Consider the following 19,094-nt stretch of genomic DNA (forward strand, 5'->3'; position numbering starts at 1 on the left):
CATGCACGCGATCGTCCCCCCGTACCTGCTGGCCCGGCTCGCCGCGACGCAGGAACCGCATCTGGCCCATGCCGCCGAAGCCGCCCGCGCCACGCTGGCCGTCGCCCGCGAGTACCGGCCGGTGCGCGGCCGCCTCGACCTGTCCGTCGACGGCGACGCGCTCGTCGTCGAGGTCTCGCCGGCCCCCGACCGGGTGATCTCGGACGCGCAGAACCGGACGACGCTGCCGGGGGTGCGGGTGCGCGGCGAGGACGATCCGGCCACCGGCGACCGCGCCGCGGATGAGGCGTTCGACGGTCTGGGCGCGACCTTCGACATGTACTGGGATGCGTTCCGGCGGGCCTCGATCGATGGCGTGGGCGGCACGATGGCTGCGACCGTGCACTACGGCGTCGACTACGACAACGCATTCTGGAACGGCGAGCGGATGGTGTTCGGCGACGGCGACGGCGAGGTCTTCGCCGGCTTCACGCGCAGCGTGACCGTCATCGCGCACGAACTCAGCCATGGCGTCATCGAGAACGCCGGCGGACTGGAGTACACCGGCCAGTCCGGCGCGCTGAACGAGTCGATCGCGGACGTCTTCGGCGCGCTGACGGAGCAGCACCTGCAGGGGCAGTCCGTCGATGAGGCGTCGTGGCTCATCGGCGCCGGCATCTTCACCGACGCCGTCCAGGGCACCGCGCTGCGCTCGATGAGCGCTCCCGGCACCGCCTACGACGACGACGTGCTGGGGCGCGACCCGCAGCCGGGGCACATGGCGGACTACGTCGAGACGACGGAGGACAACGGCGGCGTGCACATCAACTCCGGCATCCCCAATCGCGCGTTCCATCTGGCGGCCATGGCGCTGGGCGGGCACGCGTGGGAACGCGCCGGCCGCATCTGGTACCTGACCCTCACCGGCGGGCGCCTCAGCCCCCGTTCGGACTTCGCGGCGTTCGCGGCGGCCACCCGGGCGACTGCGGCAGAGGAGTACGGTGAGGACTCGGAGGAGGCCGCCGCCGTCCGGGACGCATGGACGGGCGTCGGCGTGATCGAGGATGGCCGCTGAACCCGAAGACGCACCTGCCGTCGCCGTGACCGTCGTGCGCACGGGCGGGCTCGCGGGCCTGTCCCGCCGCTGGCACGCGGTCGGCGGCGAGGAGTCCGACCTCGTGGCCCTCGTTCACCGGTGCCCCTGGGACGACTGCGGGGAGGACGCGGCGGCGCCGGAAGGGGCGGACCGGTTCACCTGGTCGGTCTCCGCCGTCTGCGGATCCGAGGAGCGTCACGCCGAGCTCGCCGAGCACGACCTCGACGGGCCGTGGCGCGAGCTCGTCGACGCCGTGCGCGAGCGGGCGCGGTCAGTCCCGGCGCCGCAGGAATGAGCGCTTCTTCACCGGCTCCAGGTGCTTCTGCATGTAGATCGTGCCGAGCCAGCGCCCGAATTTGAACCCGACCCTGCCCATGCGGCCGACCTCGACGAAGCCGAGCCGCTCGTGCAGGGCGACGGAGGCCTCCGCCCCGCGGTCGCTGATGACGGCCACGATCTCGCGGATGCCGAGCTGCCGGCACGCGTCGATGAGGGCTTCCAGCAGCGCCCGCCCGAGCCCCTTGCCGGTGGCCGCCTGACCCAGGTAGATGGAGTTCTCCACCGTGTACCGGTAGCCCGACTTGCCGGTCCACGGCGACACGTAGCCGTAGCCGAGAACCTGCCCCGACGGCGAGACGGCGACGAGGAACGGGAGGCCGAGCTTCTGCAGGTGGTCGAACTTGTCGGCCCACTGGGCGTGCGTCCACCGTTTCTCGTCGAAGGTGACGACGGAGTTGGTGACGTAGTAGTTGTAGATCTCCCGGATGTCGGGGACGTCGCCGCGCACGGCAGGACGGATCTCGTACGTGAACGGCCGCTCGGGCTCGGGCTGGCGCCGCAGGTGCCGGGGCAGCCGGCGCCGGTCCCGGTCGTATTCCTCCTCCAGCATGCCGACAGCCTACGCGGGCAGGGCGTCCGGGTCGGGCACGCGCCAGTCGACCGGGTCGGCACCGCGCTCCCGCAGCAGCTCGTTGGTCCGGGAGAACGGCCGCGAGCCGAAGAATCCCCGCCGCGCGGACAGCGGGGAGGGGTGCGCCGACTCGATGACGGGGGTCGAGCCGAGGAGCGGCTTCAGGCCTGCGGCATCCTTGCCCCACAGGATCGCCACGAGCGGCTGGGCACGGGCGACGAGGGTCCGGATGGCGTGCTCCGTCACCGCCTCCCAGCCCCACCCGCGGTGGGATGCCGGGGCGCCGGGGGCGACGGTGAGCACCCGGTTCAGCAGCATGACGCCCTGGTCGCTCCACGCGGACAGGTCGCCGTGCGCGGCCGGCGGGATGCCGAGGTCCTCGTGCAGCTCGCGGTAGATGTTCTGCAGGCTCCGCGGCAGCGGCCGCACGCTCCGCTCGACGGCGAACGACAGCCCGATGGGGTGCCCCGGGGTGGGGTACGGGTCCTGACCGACGATGAGCACCTTCACGTCGCTCAGGGGGCGGGCGAACGCACGCAGGACGCGGTCCCCGGCGGGAAGGTAGCCGCGCCCGGCGGCGAGCTCGGCGCGCAGCCGGGCGCCGAGCGCCGCGATGTCGCCCGCCACCGGGGCCAGGGCGGCGGCCCACTCGGCGTCGAGGAGCCCGGCTTCGGCCAGCTCGTCGAGCGACGCGGACATCAGGCGGTCGCCGCCGTGCCCGCATCCTCCTGGAGGACGCTCCCCTTGGCCGACCACGGGAAGTCGATCCACCGGTCGGTCTCGCGCCACGAGTAGTCGGGCATCGCGACGGAGCCCGGCTTCGTGTAGATGCAGACCGACCGCACGTCCGCGCCGACGTCGTCCAGCAGCTTGACCGCGAGCGCGAGCGTGCGGCCGCTGTCGGCGACGTCGTCGACGAGGAGGACCCGCTTGCCGGGCAGGTAGCCGAGGTCGAGGTCGGGCGGCAGGAGCTCGGGCGCGTCGAGGACCGTGCCGATGCCGGTGTAGAACTCCACGTTCAGCGCTCCGCAGCTCTTCACGCCCAATCCGTACGCGATGGCGCCGGCCGGCAGCAGTCCCCCGCGCGCGATGGCGACGACGACATCGGGCACGAAGCCGTCCGCGACGATCGCCCGCGCCAGCTCCCGAGATGCGTCTCCGAACCCGTCCCAGGTCAGGGTCTCCCGCTCGTGCGTCACCCGGCGCCTCCTCTTGCTCCGCACCAGCCTAGAGGTGCCGCGGGGCGCCGCCGGCGCGCCCCTAGACTGAGCGCCGTGACCACGACCCTCCGCACCTCCACGCTCGGGATCACCGCGAGCCTCATCGGCTGGTTCATCGTCGTGGAGCTCGTCTCCGGCATCCTGCAGGGGTACTACGTGCCGCTGTTCAGCGACATCGTCCTGACGCTCGGCATCCACGACTCCGACGTCAACTGGTTCGAAGCGGCGCAGCTGCTCCTGTCCGCCCTCGTCGTGCCGGTGCTCGCGAAGCTCGGCGACATGTTCGGGCACAAGCGGATCCTGCTGATCGCGGCGATCCTCACGGCCGGGGCGACGTGGTGGCTCGCATTCGCGACGTCCTTCTGGACGTTCCTCATCGCGTGGGCGCTGCAGGGCTTCTACGTCGTCTGGCTGCCGCTGGAGATCGCGCTCATCTTCGAGCGCGGCCGCACGCAGAACCGCGGCGTCTCCCTGACCCGCCGCGCCGCCGGCCTCCTCGTCGTGGGCCTCCAGGCCGGCGCCATCATCGGGGCCCTCGCCGCGGGGCGCATCTTCGCCGCGACCGGCGAGAACCTCACGCTCACCCTCCTCGTGCCCGCCGTCGCCGTCACCCTCGTCGCCGTCGTCATCTGGCGCTGGGTCCCCGAGTCCGAGCCGGTGCCCGGCCGGCGCCTGGACACCGGCGGCTTCGTGCTGCTGGCCCTCGCCCTGCTCCTGGTCACGAGCGCGCTGACGTTCCTGCGGCTGAACGGCCCCGGTGCCGTGTGGGTCTGGCTGCTGCTGGCCGCCGGCGTCGCCGGGTTCGTGGTGTTCGTGCGCTACGAACTGCGTCAGAGCGACCCCGCCGTCGACATCCGCGTGCTCCGCCGTCCCGAGATGTGGCCGGTGCAGGCGACGGCGTTCCTCGTCGGGATCAGCCTGCTCGGCGCACAGGGACCGCTGTCGACCTACGCGGGAACCGACCCGTCGCTCGGGTACGGGCTGGGGCTGGATGCCACCGACCGGTCGAACATCATCGGCGTGTACCTGGTCTCCCTCATCGTCGGGGCGGTGATCTTCGCCGTCACCTCACGCCGGGCGAGCCCCCGCGTCGTGCTGATCGCTGCGGCGCTCCTCGTCGGCGTCGGCTACGCCCTGTTCCTGCCGTTCCACGTCGAGGTGTGGCAGGTGCTGCTGAACCTGTCGATCGCGGGGCTCGGCTGCGGCGCCCTGGTCGGCGCGATGCCCGCGGCCGCGGCGGCGGCCGCGCCGCGCGGCCAGACCGGCGTGGCCTCCGCCCTCACCAACACGACGAAGACGATCGGCGGCACGTTCTCCTCCGCCGTCTTCGGCGTCGTGCTGGCCGCCGGGGCGGGCGCGGTCGCGAGCGAGACCGCGGCGTCACTGGGCGGCTACCTCACGGTGTGGGCGATCTGCGCCGCGGGCGGCTTCCTCGCCGCGCTGCTCCTCGTCTTCGTGCCCAAGGTGGCCTTCGCGGACGCTCCGCCGGCCTGACCGGGTCGCCCGCCGTCAGTCGAGGTTCAGACGCGGCCGCAGCGGGCCGCGCGCGAGCAGGTGCTGCGCCGACTGCGCGACGGGGCGCATCGTGACGAGGTCGAGGTTGACGTGTCCGGGCGCGTTGAGCGCGTACGCGATGACGTCCGCCACGTCCTCGGCCGTCAGCGGCTCCGCGACGCCCTCGTAGACGCGCTCCGCGCCGGCCCGGTCGCCTCCGAGCCGGTTGAGCGTGAACTCCTCGGTCTGCACCATGCCGGGAGCGATCTCCGTGACGCGGATCGGCTCGCCGTTGAGCTCGAGCCGGAGCGCATGCACGAGCATCGACTCCCCCGCCTTCGCGGCGTTGTACCCCGCGCCGCCGGGATACGCGGTCTGCGCGGCGGTCGATGTCACATACAGCGTGTCGGCGTGCCCGTCGACGGACGCCTGCCGCAGGAGCGGCAGCAGCGCGGCCGTCACGAGCTGCGCCGACAGCACGTTCACCTCGAACATCCAGCGCCAGTCGTCGGGGTCGCCGTCCTCGACGCGGTCGGTCCCGCGCGCGCCGCCGGCGATGTGCACGAGGGCGTGGACGGGACCGGTCTTCTCGAGGTGCTCGGCGAGCGCGTCGACGTCCGCGGACACCGTGAGGTCGGCGGCGAAGGAGACCGAGCCGATCTCCTCGTCGAGACGCGCGAGACGTTCCGCGCGGCGGGCGACGCCCACCACGTCCCATCCGCTCGCGCGCAACGCGCGCACGGTCGCCTCGCCGATGCCGGAGCTGGCGCCGGTCACCACAGCGCGTCGTGTCGTCATGCCTCCACGCTACCCATCCCGCCGGGGCGCCGCGTCCGCTTCACCGCGTGCCGCGTTACGTCACATTTCCCGGGCGTTGTCGCGCCCAGGCCGCGACCGTACTGTCTGTGATGGCCCGCGGCGTCCGTCGCCGGCCCCGACCGACCAGCAGGAGCCCGACATGTCCGCACCCGAGAACTGGCGCTTCGAGACCAAGCAGATCCACTCCGGCGCCGCCCCGGACCCGGTCACGAAGGCACGCGCCACCCCGATCTACCAGACGACGTCCTACGTCTTCGACAATGCCGACCACGCCGCGAACCTCTTCGCCCTGGCCGAGTTCGGCAACATCTACACGCGCATCCAGAACCCCACCCAGGATGTCCTGGAGCAGCGGCTGGCCGCCCTCGAAGGCGGCACCGGCGCCCTGGTGCTCTCCAGCGGCCAGGCCGCGTCGACCTTCGCGGTCCTGAACATCGCCGAGGCGGGCGACCACATCGTCTCCTCCAGCTCGATCTACGGCGGCACGTACAACCTGTTCAAGTACACCCTCGCCAAGCTCGGGATCGAGACGACGTTCGTCGAGAACCAGGACGACCCGGAGGCGTGGCGCGCCGCCGTCCGCCCCAACACGAAGCTGTTCTTCGCGGAGACGATCGGCAACCCGCAGATCAACGTCCTGGACATCCGCACGGTCGCCGACGTCGCGCACGCGTCCGGCGTCCCCCTCATCGTCGACAACACGATCGCGACCCCGTACCTCATCCGGCCGTTCGAGCACGGCGCCGACATCGTCGTCCACTCGGTGACGAAGTTCCTCGGCGGTCACGGCACGACCATCGGCGGCGCCATCGTCGACGGCGGCACGTTCGCCTGGTCGCAGAACTCCGAGCGCTTCCCCGGCCTCACGACGCCGGACCCCTCCTACCACGGCGCCGTCTACACCGACGCGGTCGGCGACGGCCTCGCGTACATCATCAAGGCCCGCGTGCAGCTGCTGCGCGACCTCGGCTCGGCGATCTCGCCGCAGAGCGCCTGGAACCTCATCCAGGGCATCGAGACGCTGTCGCTGCGCATCGAGCGTCACGTCCAGAACGCGCAGGAGATCGCCGAGTGGCTGGAGAACCACGACGACATCGCGTCGGTCAACTACTCCGGCCTGCCGACCTCGCCCTGGTACGCCGCCGCGAACACGTACGCGCCGAAGGGCGTCGGCGCGGTGCTCTCGTTCGAGCTGAAGGGCGGCGTGCAGGCGGGCCGCGAGTTCGTGAACTCGCTGACCCTGTTCAGCCACCTCGCCAACATCGGCGACGTCCGCTCGCTCGTCATCCACCCCGCCTCCACGACGCACTCCCAGCTCACGCCGGAGCAGCAGCTCACGAGCGGTGTCACGCCGGGCCTCGTCCGGCTGTCGGTAGGCCTGGAGAACATCGACGACCTGAAGGCCGACCTCGAGCAGGCCCTCGGCGCGGCGCGCCGCGTGTCGGAGGCCGCCCGCGCCTGATCCGTTCCTCCTCAGAACACGGCGGATGCCTCACCCCTGCCGGGGGTGGGGCATCCGTCGTGTGCGGGTCACGCCGCGTCCCACCACCGCAGCACGCGGAGGGCGCGCAGGGTCACCCAGCGGCTCGGGAACCCCTCGGACTCGCCCTCCATCCCGAACAGCGTGGCGCCCTCGTGCGTGTTCTCCAGCGGCCAGAGACCGTTCGGCAGCCGCTTGGCGCGCAGCACCTCGACGGCGTCGGCCAGGCGGGGGTCGCGCCGGTCGACGAGGCGGAAGTGGTCGAGGCCGCGCAGGACGTCGTAGAACCACCGGACCGGATACGACAGCATCCCGAAGCGCGGGTCGATGAGCGCGCCGTCGCTCCGCCGCCAGAGGAGCCGGCGCGCGAGCAGGTACTCCTCCGCACGGTGGCGGGCGTCGGAGATGCGGCCGTCACCGTGCGCCGTTTCCGCGTCGCGGAGTCCCTCGAGCGCGCAGATCGTGGAGTGCAGAGAGGACACGGCCGCGTCGTCCCAGCAGTTCCAGCCGCCGTCGGCGAGCTGCCCGGCCAGGAGCGTGTCGACCATGCGGCGGCAGTCGTGCCCGAAGTACGCGGCGACGCTCAACGCGACGCCGTTGATGCAGGGCTCCACCTCGCCGTCGAAGCACGGCTCCCCGGCATGCTCCCAGCGCACCTGCGCGCGCACCCGCTCCACGGCGGTGCGCACCGCCGGGTCGTCCGGGTCGACGCCGAGGTCGGCGAGCTGCTGCAGCACGAAGTGCGTCGCCGTCCACGCGTCGAAGAAGGGCCGGTCCGCAGGCGCCCAGCCGGGCCGGTAGGTGCCGCCGTCCCAGTGCCCATCCTCGGCCTGCAGTGCGAGAAGGCGCGCACCCCAGCCCTCGACCGCGACCTTCGCACGTTCCGCGGCCACTGCCTCGGGCCCGGCACCGGTGAGGTCGCGCAGCACCTGCCACCGGATGGCCGGGTCGCCCGACAGGAGGTACTCGAGCACGTCGTCCATGGCGCGATGCTAGTCAGGGGCGGGGACATGCGCGGCGTAACACGGACCGCGGCGACGCGGCGGCACGGGAGAATGGCACGCATGGACTGGCAGACCTCCGAGGACACGGTGCCGAGCGCACCGATCACGGAGGCCGACGCGCGCTCGCTGCTGGGCCGTCCGCCGACGTCCGGCGCATGGCGGGACGGGGATCCGCCGGGCGAGCGCCGGTTCGCCGCGTTCGGCGCCTTCCGGACGGAGGGCGGCCGGGAGCTGCCCGGCATCCGCCTCGCCTACGAGACGTGGGGCACGCTGAATCCGGCGCGCGACAACGCCGTTCTGATCCTCCACGCCCTCACCGGAGACAGCCATGTGCGGGGGCCCGCGGGTCCCGGCCACCCCACCGACGGCTGGTGGGACGACATCGTCGGACCCGGCTGCCCCATCGACACGGACCGGTGGTTCGTCGTCGCGCCGAACATGCTGGGCGGATGCCAGGGCTCGACCGGTCCCGCGAGCATCGCGCCGGACGGCTACGAGTGGGCCGCGCGCTTCCCGTACCTGACCATCCGCGACCAGGTCGCGGCGCAGACGCGCCTCGCGGATGCGCTCGGCATCGACGTGTGGGCCGCCGTGGTCGGCGGTTCGATGGGCGGCATGCACGCCCTGGAGTGGGGCATCGGCGCACCGGAGCGCGTGCAGCGCCTCGCGGTGCTGTCCGCTCCCCCGGTGACCACCGCCGACCAGATCGCGCTCAACTCGGTGCAGCTGGCCACCATCCAGATCGACCCCCGTTACGCCGGCGGGGAGTACTACGACGCGGGCGACGGCGACGGCCCGCACCGCGGTCTCGCGCTGGCCCGACGCATGGCGCTGCTGAACTACCGCAGCCCGACCGAGCTGAATCAGCGCTTCCAGCGCTCCTGGCAGTCCGGGAAGAGCCCGCTGGGGCACGGCGGGCGCTTCGCGGTGGAGAGCTACCTCGACTTCCACGGCAACAAGTTCACCCGCCGCTTCGACGCCAACAGCTACATCACCCTCGTCGAGGCGATGAACTCGCACGACGTGGGCCGTGACCGCGGCGGGGTCGAGGATGCGCTGGCCCGCGTGAGCGCGCGCACCCTCGTGCTGGGCATCGACAGCGACCGGCTCTTCCCCGTGGACGGCCAGCACCGCATCGCCCGCGGCATCCGCTCGACGATCGACGACGACGCCGTCGTGCTGACGAGCGACTTCGGGCACGACAGCTTCCTCATCGAGACGCCCGCCGTCGGCCGGCATCTGCGGCGCCTGCTCGAGGACTGAGTCAGTCCGCCCGCGTGTACACCCACGGCAGGTGGGAGACGTCGAGCCGGTGCCGTGCCGTGCCGGCAGCGCCCGCCGCGTCGTACTCGGCATCCTCCCGCCACAGCAGCAGCGACCCGTCCGGGCCGGTGCGGGCGACGCTCTCGTAGTGACGGGGACCGCTGATGCGCGGCACGGCGAGCGCGTCGGCCGCGTCCTGGCGCTCCGCGAGCTCGTGCAGCGTGACCCAGGTCGGCGGGTAGAGCCTGAGCTCGCCCCGCGCGTGCCGTTCGAGAAGGTCCGCGGGCCGGGCCCAGACGGCGTCGACCGCCTCGTCGGCGGCGAGCGCGAGCCGCCCGCCGGGGTGCGCGACGAGGAAGAACCAGGTGCGGATGCGCAGCGGCCGGTCCGGGGGCGGGTCCCACAGCGCGAACAGCACGAGATCCTCCGCCGCCACCCGCAACCCGGTCTCCTCCCGCGTCTCGCGGACGGCTGCCGCGCGGGCGGTCTCCTCCGCCGTGCGCCGCGCGTCTCCGGGATCGACCTTCCCGCCCGGGAAGACCCAGGCGCCCGCGAAGCTGCCGCGGTCCGGGCGCTCGATCATGAGCACCTCGGGACCCGCGGCGCCGCCCCGCAAGATGACGACGGTCGCGGCGACCGGGATGTCGGTTGCGGGCACGACGTCAGTCCCCGTCCGGCGCCGGACGGGCCGCGAGGGCCTGCTCCAGCCGCTCGACCTTGCCGGTGAGCTCTCCCGTCCGGCCGGGGCGGATGTCCGCCTTCAGCACGAGGGACACCCGCGACCCGAAGGGCAGCACGGCGTCGGTCGCCGCCTTCACGACCGCCATGACCTCGTCCCACTCCCCCTCGATCTCGGTGAACATCGACGACGTGCGGTGCGGGAGACCCGAGGCCCGCACGACGGCGACGGCCGCCGCGACGGCATCGTGCACGGAGCCGTCGGCGCGGCCGGTACCGCTCGGGGCGACGGAGAAGGCGATGAGCATGGGGACCTCTCAGGGGATCGGATGCAGCAGGGCGATGCGGGCGCGCACCCGGGGGTGCAGCCGCGCGAGACGGACGACCATCCACACGAACAGCGCGACGAGCACGAGGTTGCGCAACGTGAGGAGTGTCACGGCGAGCGGGGCCGGATAGAGGATGTCGGCGTACAGCACGGGGTACACCAGCTGCGTCAGCAGTGCGGCGCCGAGGGTCAGCCCGGCCGGCGCGAACCAGTCCGCCCGGTCGAGGACCAGCCCGATGAGGACCGGCGGGATGAGCCAGCAGAGGTACTGCGGCGAGCCGACCTTGTTGAACACGATGAAGGCCGTGACGAGTGCCAGCGCGAGGGTCGGGAAGAGCGCGACGAACCTCACGCCCCGCGCCGCCTGCACGGCTCCCAGCACCGCCACGGCACTGACGGCCAGGATGAGCAGCGGGGTCATGGCCGCGATGACGGTATCGATCTCGGTGCCGGTGACCTGGAACGTGAGGAGGTCCATGGAGTAGTACACCCAGAACCCGTCCAGGCGCAGGAGCGCACCCCAGAGGTAGGGCATGCTCACCGGCGCTTCGACCTGCAGCCCGCGGGTGGTCTGATCCGAGATGAAGCCGAACGCATTCGCGGCGCCGCCCGCCGCGACGACCGCCGCGAGGGTGAGCGCTGAGATCACGACGGCCCCGCCGATGAGCGCGCCGCGTCGGCGGGCGGCGATCACGGCGGCGGCGAGGACGGCGGCGGGCCACACCTTCATCCACGTGACGGCGGACAGGAGGAGCGACGCGACCCACGGGCGGCCGATGATCCACAGGCACGCGAGGATGACGATCGGGACGGTGAACCCGTCCAGGCGGTAGATGCCGACGGGGCCGAGGAGCGCGATCGCGGCCAGCCAGAACCACGCGGCGACGGCGCGCCCGGTGGAGCGGCCGCGCCCGACGAGGACGGCGAACGCGACGGCATCCGCCAGCGCGACGAGGACCGCCCAGGCGACCGTGTAGCTGCCCACGAGAGACGCGATGATCTGCGTGAGCACCATCGGGACGAGGGCGAGCTGGGGGTACACCCATGCCGAATCGACGCCGACGATCCCGCCTCCCCGGAGCGCCTGCGCCGACCACGGCTCGTAGACGCGGTAGACGTCGCCCATCGGCTCGTTGGGCATCACGAATCCCAGCCACGAGACGCCGAGGTGCACGAGGACGAAGGCGATCCACAGGACGCTGCGCCTCGACATCCCCCCATCCTAAGGAGCACCGGCAGACGATCCGCCCGGCCGGCCGCCGGAACGCCGGCTCAGCCGGCGGACAGCACGCCGCCCACCGCCGCGGCGAGCGCGTCGGCCACGTCGCCGGCCGTCACGGGGCCGCCGGAACGGGCCTCGGAGGCGAGCCGGGCGGCACGCGAATGCAGCCACGCGGCGGCGGCGGCGAGCGCCGCGAGCTCGTCGCCGGTCAGCGGGCCGCGGGCGGCGCCGCCCGCGACGAGCGCGCCGAGGGCCCCGGCGAGCACGTCGCCGGTGCCGGCCGTCGCGAGCCAGGACGTCTCCGCGCGCACGGCGCGCACCCAGCCCGACGGCGCCGCGACGACCGTGACCGCGCCCTTGCGCAGAACCACCCCGCCGAGCGCCGCCGCGGTCTCCCGCGCCGCCGTGACAGCATCCGGCTCATCGCCGAGGCCGAGGATGTCCCGCAGCCGGGAATGCTCCCGCGCGTGCGGGGTGACGATGAGCGGCGCCGTCGCCTCCGGGGCGAGGTCGAGGGCGCCCGCGTCCACGACGACCGGTTCCGCGCCGCCCAGGATGCCGCGCAGCGCCTGGGTCTCCGCGCGGGAGCGGAGGCCGGCGTCCGTGCCGGAGCCGATGAGCCAGGCCTGCACCCGGCCGTCCACCGTCACCGTCTCGGGACGCCGCTGCAGCACGAGATCGGCCGGCCGGGCGGGGCCGAGGTACCGCACCATCCCCAGCCCGGTGCGCCACGCGGCCTCCACCCCGAGCACCGCGGCGCCGGGATACGCGTCCGAGCCGGTTCGGACGCCCAGCACGCCTCGGGAATACTTGTCGTCGGAGCCCGTTGGCACCCGGAGGACGGCCGCGGTGTCCGCCGCCGTCCATTCGTCGGTGTCGAGCATGGCGCCACCCTACCCGCCCCCACGAGTGCCTACACGAAGGATTCGCCTGCATGAGCTCGCTGTTCACCCCCCTGGATATCCGGCACACGTCGTTCCGCAACCGGCTGTGGGTCGCCCCCATGTGCCAGTACTCGGCCGTGGACGGCATGCCGAACGACTGGCACCACGTGCACCTGGCGCAGTTCGCGTCCGGAGGAGCGGGCCTCGTCATCGCGGAGGCCACGGCTGTGGTGCCGGAGGGGCGGATCACGCCGGAGGACACGGGCCTGTGGACGGACGAGCAGCGCGACGCGTGGGCGGGGATCGCTGCGGCGATCCGCGCGCGCGGCGCGGTGCCCGGCATCCAGCTCGCGCACGCCGGTCGCAAGGCCTCGACCTGGTCGCCGTTCTCCGGACAGCGCGGGTCGGTGCCGCACGGGGAAGGCGGCTGGACCACGACGGCGCCCTCCGCGGTCGCCTTCGAGGGCTTCGCGATGCCGGAAGCGCTGGACGCCGCCGGGATCGACGCCGTCGTCGACGCCTTCGCGGCCGCGGCCGTCCGGGCCGTGGAGGCCGGCTTCGAGGTGCTCGAGGTGCACGCGGCGCACGGCTACCTGCTGCACCAGTTCCTCTCCCCCCTCTCCAACCGGCGGGAGGACGAGTACGGCGGGTCGCTGGAGAACCGCGCTCGCCTGCTCCTGCGGGTCGTCGACGTCGTCCGGACCGCGGCGGGTGACCGGCCGGTCTTCGTCCGGTTCTCGGCGACCGACTGGGCCGACGGCGGCTGGGACGTCGAGGACACCGTGACGGTGGGCCGCCGGGTCGCCGAGCGCGGCGTCGACCTGCTCGACGTGTCCAGCGGCGGGCTCGTCCTGCACCAGCGCATCACGACGGGTCCCGGCTACCAGGTGCCGCTGGCCGCCGCGGTCCGCCGCGGCACCGGACTCCCGGTCGGCGCGGTGGGCGAGATCACGGGCGGCCCGCAGGCCGAGCAGATCCTCGCGGCCGGCGACGCCGACGCCATCCTCGCCGCGCGGGAGTGGCTGCGCGACCCGCATTTCGGGCTGCGCGCGGCGACCGAGCTCGGCACGCCGACGGCGGCGCCGTGGCCGCCGCAGTACGAGCGCGCCCGCCCGCGCATCGCCGGCTGAGCGCGCCGCCCCCGCCACGGACGGGCGGGGGCGGCGCGTCCGGCTCAGAACCCGCGGCGGGTGGCGTCGTGCACTTCGCCGACGAGCTCCTCGATGATGTCCTCGAGGAACAGCACCCCGGTGGTCCGGCCCTTCGCGTCGCGCACCTGCGCGAGGTGACGGCTGGAGCGCCGCATGAGCGCGAGCGCGTCCTCGAGATCGGTGGTCTCGGCGACGGGCAGCATGTGGTGGATACGCTTGGGCTTGATGGGGAGCGCGGCGCTGGCGCCGGCATCCGGGTCCTCCGCCTCCCGCAGCACGTCCTTCAGGTGCACGTAGCCGACCGGCACGCCGTCGGCGTCGACGATGACGTAGCGCGAGTAGCCGTGCTTGGCGACCGCGCGCTCGATCTCATCGGGCGTCGTGTGCTCCGGCAGCGTGACGAGCGAGGACAGCGGCACGGCGATGTCCTTCGCCTTCTTGTCGGTGAACTCCACGGCCGCCGCGACCGCCCCGGACGCATCGTCCAGGACGCCCTCGATGCGGGACTGGTTCACGATGGTCGCCACCTCTTCGAGGGTGAACGTCGACGCGGCCTCGTCCTTCGGCTCGACGCCGAAGAGGCGCACCGCGTGGTTCGCGATCCAGTTGAGCACGACGATCAGCGGGTGGAACAGCTTCGAGACCCACACCAGCGGCGTGGCGAGCATGAGCACCGCGCGGTCGGGCACGGAGAACGCCAGGTTCTTCGGCACCATCTCGCCGAACACGACGTGCAGGTACGACACGAGCAGGAGCGCCACGGCGAAGGCGACGCCCCCGATGACGGCCTCGCTCCAGCCGGTGAGCGCGAGCGGGCCCTCCAGCAGGTGGTGGATCGCCGGCTCCGAGACGTTGAGGATCAGCAGCGAGCAGATCGTGATGCCCAGCTGGCTCGTCGCGAGCATGCGGGTGGCGTGCTCCATCGCGTACAGGGCGGTCTTCGCCGCCCGCGAGCCCTTCTCGGCGAGCGGCTCGATCTGCGATCGGCGCGCGGAGATGACGGCGAACTCGGCGCCGACGAAGAACGCGTTGAACGCCAGCAGCACCACGAGCCACGCGATTCCGGCCCAGTCGTTCATCGGGTCTCACCGCCCGGCTTCTCGGCGCCCTCGGGGAGCGGGGTGGGCAGGAACCGCACGCGGTCTACGCGCCGGCCGTCCATGCGCTGCACGCGCAGCGTCCCGTCCTCGAGCTCCACGGTGTCACCGACGGAAGGGATGCGCTCCAGCGAGGCCATGAGGAATCCGCCGATCGTGTCGTAGACGTCGCCCTCGGGCACCCGGATGCCGGTGCGGTCGAGCAGCTCGTCGGGACGGAGATCGCCGGGGAAGACGACGCTGCCCTCGCGGCCGCGGACGATGCCGGCGCGGCTGCGGTCGTGCTCGTCGAGCACCTCGCCGACGATCTCCTCGACGAGGTCCTCGAGGGTGACGACGCCGGCCGTCCCGCCGTACTCGTCGACGACGATGGCCATCTGGTAGCCGCGGGCGCGGAGCTCGGACATGAGGGCGTCCAGGTGCACGGCCTCCGGGACCCGCAGCGGCTCCTCGGCGATGGCGGCGGCCGGCACGTCGGCGCGGCGCTCGCGCGGGACGCTGACGGCCTGCTTCAGGTGGACGATGCCGGTGATGTCGTCCATCGACTCGTCGTACACCGGGAAGCGGCTGTGGCCCGTGCGGCGGGCGAGCTGCACGACGTCCTCCACGCTGTCCCCCGCCGCGACGGCGTGGATGCTGGGGCGCGGCGTCATGACGTCGGCCGTGGTCAGGCGCGCGAAGGTGAGGGTGCGGTCGAGGAGCGATGCGGTGTCCTCCTCCAGCACGCCCGCGCTCGCGGAGCGGCGGACGAGGCTGGACAGCTCCTCCGCCGTGCGGGCGCCGGAGAGCTCCTCCTTGGGCTCGATGCCGACGGCGCGGAGCACCCCGTTCGCGCTGCCGTTGAGCACCGTGACGGCGGGGCGGAAGACCGTCGTGAACGCGACCTGGAACGGCATCACGAGCTTCGCGGTCTGCCTCGGGATCGCGAGCGCGAAGTTCTTCGGCACGAGCTCGCCGAGGATCATCGAGAAGATCGTCGCGATGGCGACGCCGATGATGGTCGCGATCGGCCGGGAGGCCGACGCCGGCATCCCCCACCCCTCGAACACCGGCCGGAGCAGGTTCGAGATCGCGGGCTCCATCGTGTAGCCGGTGAGCAGCGTCGTCAGGGTGATGCCCAGCTGTGCGCTGGAGAGGTGCGTCGACGTGATCCGCAGGGCGGAGATGGTCCGCGCGAGGCGGGACTCGCCGGCGGCCTGCCGTGCTTCGAGGTCGGCGCGGTCGAGGTTGACGAGCGCGAACTCGCTCGCGACGAAGAGGCCGGTGCCGATGGTCAGGAGCAGCCCCACGCCCAACATGACGTAATCCATCACGCATCACCCCCGCTCCGCGGCGAGGAGGGTCGGTGGGGCGAGCGTCTACTGGGAGGGTCGTCCATTGTGCCGACGATTCTACGGCACCCGCCCGGCCCCTCGGCATCCGCCCCGGCCCCCACCCCTCCGCGCCCCTCGCGCTGCCCAAAGCGGCACGCGCGGTCGAACATTCCGCAGCGCTTGCCGTTTTCGGCAGCGCGGACCGGCGGGCCGCCGCTTCCTCCCCAGGGTGGGTGACGGGGCGGCGGGGCACGGGTCCGTGGGGGCGGGCGAGATGGGCGGGCGCGGGCGCCCAGGGTGGACGCATGATGCCGGTACCCGAGATCCCGATCGTGCGCCGGCGGGAGCTGACCGCCCACCCCGACTACCGGCGGGTCCGCCGTCACCTGCGCGAGCGGACCTGGACGCGGATCGCCCCGGGCGTGTTCGTGAGCAGCGCCGAGTGGCGCGCGCTGACCGGCATCGGCCGGCACCGGCTGCGCGTCGAGGAGGTGCTCGCCCGGCTCGAGGCGCCCGCGGTCGTCTCGCACTTCGCCGCTGCGGCGGTGTGGGCCATCGACCTGCTGGGGGCATGGCCGGATGCCGTCGACGTGACGATCCCGCGGGCCACGGGCGGACGCTCCGGCGGCGCGATCCGGCGGCGGGCTCTGGGTCTCGAGCGGGTGGAGCGCGTGCCGTTCGGGGCGCATGAGGTCACGACCCCGGCGCAGACCGCTCTGGACCTCGCCCGCATCCTGCCGTTCACGCGGGCCGTGTCCGCGATCGATCAGACGCTGTGGACCGGCCGCCGCGGCGGCGCGCTCGCGACGAAGGACGACATCCTCGCGCTGCTCGGGACCGAGTCGGTGCGGGGGGATGCCCGCGCGCGACGCGCCCTCGCGGCATCCGCGTCCCTGGCCGCCAACGCCCGCGAGACGCAGATGCGGCTGCTCGTCATCGCCCTCGGATTCCCGGGCCCGCGGCTGCAGGAGCGTCGCCGGCTGCGCAGCGGCCGCGTCGTCTTCGGCGACCTGTACTTCCCGGAGGCCGATCACTGGCTCGAGATCGACGGGCGCGGGAAGTACCTGAGCGCGGAGTTCGTCGCGGGCCGGACGCCGGCCGCGATCGTCATCGACGAGAAGAACCGCGAGAACGAGATCCGCCGCGAGGTGCGGGGCTTCTCCCGCCTGGAGGCGTCCGACGCCGACCACCCGCAACGCGTCTACGACGTGCTCACTGCGGACGGCCTGCGCAGCCGCAAGCCTCGCCCGCGCGCCGGCGACCCCGTCCTCCGGTGACCCCACCCGGCCCCCGGCCCCCGGCCCCCGGCATCCGGCATCCCGCCCCCTTGCATCCGGCGGTCGAAATCGGCACGCGCGGTCCAAAGTGGCACGCGCGGTCGAACTTTCGGCAGCGCGCGCCGCTTTCGGCAGCGCGAGCGGCACGGGGATGCCGTGCGCCGGCACGGGGATGCGGCGCGGGGCTGCGGCACGGGGGTGCCGTGCGTGGCACGCGCGGTCCAAAGAGGCACGCGCGGTCGAACGTTCGGCAGCGCGTGCCGCGTTCGGCAGCGCGAGCGGCACGGGGATGCCGCGGGGCGCGGGGCACGGGGCTGCCGTGCGGGGCACGGGGATGCCGCGGGGGCGCCGTGCGGCGCGGGCTCACCAGCTGACGGGGAGCGCCTTGCCCTCCTCGTAGCCGGCCGCCGACTGCAGGCCGACCGTGGCCCGCTCGTGGAACTCCGGCACGGTCGCGGCGCCCGCGTAGGTGAACGACGAGCGGACGCCCGAGGTGATCATGTCGACGAGGTCCTCGACGCTCGGCCGCAGGGGGTCGAGGTAGATGCGCGAGGACGAGATCCCCTCGGCGAAGAGCTCCTTCCGGGCCCGCTCGTACGGGTCCAGGCGCCCGAACCGGCCGTGCACGGCCTTCGTCGAGGCCATCCCCCACGATTCCTTGTAGACGCGGCCGGCCTCGTCGACCTGCAGCGGCCCGGGCGACTCGAGGGTCCCCGCGAACCACGACCCGATCATGACGGACGCCGCACCCGCGGCGAGCGCGAGCGCGACGTCGCGCGGGTAGCGCACGCCGCCGTCCGCCCAGACGTGCGCGCCGAGCTCGGCTGCGGCGTCGGAGGTCTCCAGCACGGCGGAGAACTGCGGGCGGCCGACGGCGGTCATCATGCGCGTGGTGCACATCGCCCCGGGTCCCACCCCGACCTTGATGATCGAGGCGCCGGCGGCGACGAGGTCCTGCACGCCCTCGGTGGTCACGACGTTGCCCGCCGCGACGGGGATCTCCAGCTGGAGGTCGGCGACGGTGCGGAGCGCGCGCAGCATCCCGTCCTGGTGTCCGTGCGCCGTGTCCACGACGAGCACATCGACGCCCGCCGCGGCGAGGGCCCGCGCCTTCGCCGCCACGTCGCCGTTGATACCCACGGCGGCCGCGACGATGAGCCGGCCGTCGGCGTCGACGGCGGGACGGTACAGGGTGGAGCGCAGCGCGCTGCGCTGGGAGAGCGTTCCGATCAGGTGGCCCTGATGCAGGACGCAGACCGTCTCCGCGTCGGCGTCGACGAGGAGGTCGAACGCGTGCCGCGTGTCCTGGACGTCATCCGCATCGATCGACGGGGCGCGGCCCCGCGTGAGGTCGCCGAGCCGCGCGTCGGGCAGCGCGGTCGCGAGCCGGCCGGCCGTCACGATCCCGAGGATGTCGTCGATGTGGATGCCGGATGCTGCGGCGGAGGCGACCACGATCGCGTGCGGGCCCGCGGGCGGCAGCAGGCTGGCGGCTTCGGCGACCGTCGCGTCCGGCGGCAGGACGACGGGGGTGTCCCACGGCACCGGCTGGTCCTTCACCCACCGGATCGCCGCATCGAGGTCCTGCAGCGGCATGTCCTGCGGCAGCACGCCGAGTCCGCCGCGGCGGGCGAGGGCCGCGGCGAGCCGGGGGCCGGTCACGGAGTTCATGTTCGACGCGATGATCGGGATCGTCGCCGCGGTGCCGTCGTGCGGTGACAGGTCGACGTCGAGCCGGCTGGTCACAGCGGAATGTCGCGGGACGAGGAACACGTCCGAATACGTCAGGTCGACGGTGGGCCGTTCTCCGGAGAACTGCATAGGTCCACGGTAGCGACTCTGCACCCCGGTTCAGCATTGCCGACGCCTTCCGCCGAGC

At 73.2% G+C, this 19,094-nt stretch carries 19 protein-coding genes; 7 read left to right on the plus strand and 12 right to left on the minus strand.

The window, feature by feature from the left end:
* Position 1: 1 nt before the first annotated feature.
* Together BR85_RS08380 and BR85_RS08385 are read left to right on the plus strand one after the other, a co-directional pair.
* A complete protein-coding gene (locus BR85_RS08380) occupies positions 2-1,054 on the plus strand; it encodes a M4 family metallopeptidase (RefSeq protein ID WP_028496138.1) in 1,053 nt (350 codons plus the stop codon).
* A complete protein-coding gene (locus tag BR85_RS08385; protein ID WP_028496139.1) occupies positions 1,044-1,370 on the plus strand; it encodes a protealysin inhibitor emfourin in 327 nt (108 codons plus the stop codon). Before BR85_RS08380 ends, BR85_RS08385 begins: the two co-directional genes overlap by 11 nt.
* On the opposite strand, the gene BR85_RS08390 is transcribed toward BR85_RS08385, so the two are convergent.
* Genes BR85_RS08390 through BR85_RS08400 form a run of 3 tightly spaced genes read right to left on the minus strand, consistent with a single transcriptional unit; the run spans position 1,347 to position 3,184 of the window.
* Complete coding sequence (locus BR85_RS08390; protein WP_028496140.1) at positions 1,347-1,964, minus strand: GNAT family N-acetyltransferase; 618 nt, start codon at positions 1,962-1,964, stop codon at positions 1,347-1,349. The two genes, BR85_RS08385 and BR85_RS08390, sit on opposite strands and share 24 nt — an antisense overlap.
* Before the next feature lie 9 nt (positions 1,965-1,973).
* Positions 1,974-2,684 (minus strand): uracil-DNA glycosylase, encoded by a 711-nt coding sequence (locus tag BR85_RS08395; RefSeq protein WP_028496141.1) that lies wholly within the window; start codon positions 2,682-2,684, stop codon positions 1,974-1,976.
* A complete protein-coding gene (locus BR85_RS08400; protein ID WP_028496142.1) occupies positions 2,684-3,184 on the minus strand; it encodes a phosphoribosyltransferase in 501 nt (166 codons plus the stop codon). The genes BR85_RS08395 and BR85_RS08400 overlap by 1 nt, the downstream gene beginning before the upstream one ends.
* 75 nt (positions 3,185-3,259) lie before the next feature.
* Between BR85_RS08400 and BR85_RS08405 the strand changes: the two genes are divergently transcribed.
* Positions 3,260-4,699 carry an MFS transporter gene (locus BR85_RS08405; RefSeq protein ID WP_028496143.1) on the plus strand — a complete coding sequence of 480 codons (1,440 nt, stop codon included), beginning with the start codon at positions 3,260-3,262 and terminating at the stop codon, positions 4,697-4,699.
* A gap of 15 nt (positions 4,700-4,714) precedes the next feature.
* Here the strand turns inward: BR85_RS08405 and BR85_RS08410 are convergent, their stop codons facing one another.
* Complete coding sequence (locus tag BR85_RS08410; protein ID WP_197018593.1) at positions 4,715-5,497, minus strand: SDR family oxidoreductase; 783 nt, start codon at positions 5,495-5,497, stop codon at positions 4,715-4,717.
* Between BR85_RS08410 and BR85_RS08415 the strand changes: the two genes are divergently transcribed.
* Complete coding sequence (locus tag BR85_RS08415) at positions 5,496-6,980, plus strand: bifunctional o-acetylhomoserine/o-acetylserine sulfhydrylase (protein ID WP_092896871.1); 1,485 nt, start codon at positions 5,496-5,498, stop codon at positions 6,978-6,980. The two genes, BR85_RS08410 and BR85_RS08415, sit on opposite strands and share 2 nt — an antisense overlap.
* A 68-nt stretch (positions 6,981-7,048) precedes the next feature.
* Here the strand turns inward: BR85_RS08415 and BR85_RS08420 are convergent, their stop codons facing one another.
* Positions 7,049-7,981 carry a hypothetical protein gene (locus BR85_RS08420; RefSeq protein ID WP_028496146.1) on the minus strand — a complete coding sequence of 311 codons (933 nt, stop codon included), beginning with the start codon at positions 7,979-7,981 and terminating at the stop codon, positions 7,049-7,051.
* Between the two features lie 81 nt (positions 7,982-8,062).
* Between BR85_RS08420 and metX the strand changes: the two genes are divergently transcribed.
* Positions 8,063-9,265: a homoserine O-acetyltransferase MetX gene (gene metX / locus BR85_RS08425; RefSeq protein ID WP_028496147.1), complete on the plus strand. Its 1,203-nt coding sequence runs from the start codon at positions 8,063-8,065 to the stop codon at positions 9,263-9,265.
* A gap of 1 nt (position 9,266) precedes the next feature.
* Here metX and BR85_RS08430 read toward each other — a convergent pair whose 3' ends face one another.
* Genes BR85_RS08430 through BR85_RS08445 form a run of 4 tightly spaced genes read right to left on the minus strand, consistent with a single transcriptional unit; the run spans position 9,267 to position 12,377 of the window.
* Positions 9,267-9,923 (minus strand): NUDIX hydrolase, encoded by a 657-nt coding sequence (locus BR85_RS08430; RefSeq protein ID WP_028496148.1) that lies wholly within the window; start codon positions 9,921-9,923, stop codon positions 9,267-9,269.
* Positions 9,924-9,927: 4 nt separating this feature from the next.
* Complete coding sequence (locus tag BR85_RS08435; RefSeq protein WP_028496149.1) at positions 9,928-10,251, minus strand: thiamine-binding protein; 324 nt, start codon at positions 10,249-10,251, stop codon at positions 9,928-9,930.
* A gap of 9 nt (positions 10,252-10,260) precedes the next feature.
* Positions 10,261-11,484: a glycosyltransferase 87 family protein gene (locus BR85_RS08440; protein WP_051526214.1), complete on the minus strand. Its 1,224-nt coding sequence runs from the start codon at positions 11,482-11,484 to the stop codon at positions 10,261-10,263.
* Positions 11,485-11,543: 59 nt separating this feature from the next.
* On the minus strand, positions 11,544-12,377 hold the full coding sequence (locus BR85_RS08445; RefSeq protein ID WP_028496150.1) for an ADP-dependent NAD(P)H-hydrate dehydratase: 834 nt from the start codon (positions 12,375-12,377) through the stop codon (positions 11,544-11,546).
* Between the two features lie 50 nt (positions 12,378-12,427).
* On the opposite strand from BR85_RS08445, the gene BR85_RS08450 reads away from it, so the two are divergent.
* Positions 12,428-13,507: an NADH:flavin oxidoreductase/NADH oxidase gene (locus BR85_RS08450; RefSeq protein ID WP_028496151.1), complete on the plus strand. Its 1,080-nt coding sequence runs from the start codon at positions 12,428-12,430 to the stop codon at positions 13,505-13,507.
* A 44-nt stretch (positions 13,508-13,551) separates the two neighbouring features.
* Here BR85_RS08450 and BR85_RS08455 read toward each other — a convergent pair whose 3' ends face one another.
* On the minus strand, positions 13,552-14,607 hold the full coding sequence (locus tag BR85_RS08455) for a hemolysin family protein (protein ID WP_028496152.1): 1,056 nt from the start codon (positions 14,605-14,607) through the stop codon (positions 13,552-13,554).
* Positions 14,604-15,935, minus strand: a complete 1,332-nt coding sequence (locus BR85_RS08460) for a hemolysin family protein (protein ID WP_028496153.1) — start codon at positions 15,933-15,935, stop codon at positions 14,604-14,606. Before BR85_RS08460 ends, BR85_RS08455 begins: the two co-directional genes overlap by 4 nt.
* A gap of 308 nt (positions 15,936-16,243) precedes the next feature.
* Here BR85_RS08460 and BR85_RS15680 point away from each other — a divergent pair, with 308 nt between their 5' ends.
* Entirely contained in the window at positions 16,244-17,215 is a 972-nt protein-coding gene (locus BR85_RS15680) for a hypothetical protein (protein ID WP_231478594.1), read from the plus strand.
* A gap of 363 nt (positions 17,216-17,578) precedes the next feature.
* Here the strand turns inward: BR85_RS15680 and BR85_RS08470 are convergent, their stop codons facing one another.
* Positions 17,579-19,036 carry a GMP reductase gene (locus BR85_RS08470; protein ID WP_028496155.1) on the minus strand — a complete coding sequence of 486 codons (1,458 nt, stop codon included), beginning with the start codon at positions 19,034-19,036 and terminating at the stop codon, positions 17,579-17,581.
* Between the last annotated feature and the right edge of the window lie 58 nt (positions 19,037-19,094).

The sequence above is a fragment of the Microbacterium sp. UNCCL10 genome (assembly GCF_000746195.1).
In the GTDB taxonomy this organism is placed as follows: Bacteria; Actinomycetota; Actinomycetes; order Actinomycetales; family Microbacteriaceae; genus Microbacterium; species Microbacterium saccharophilum.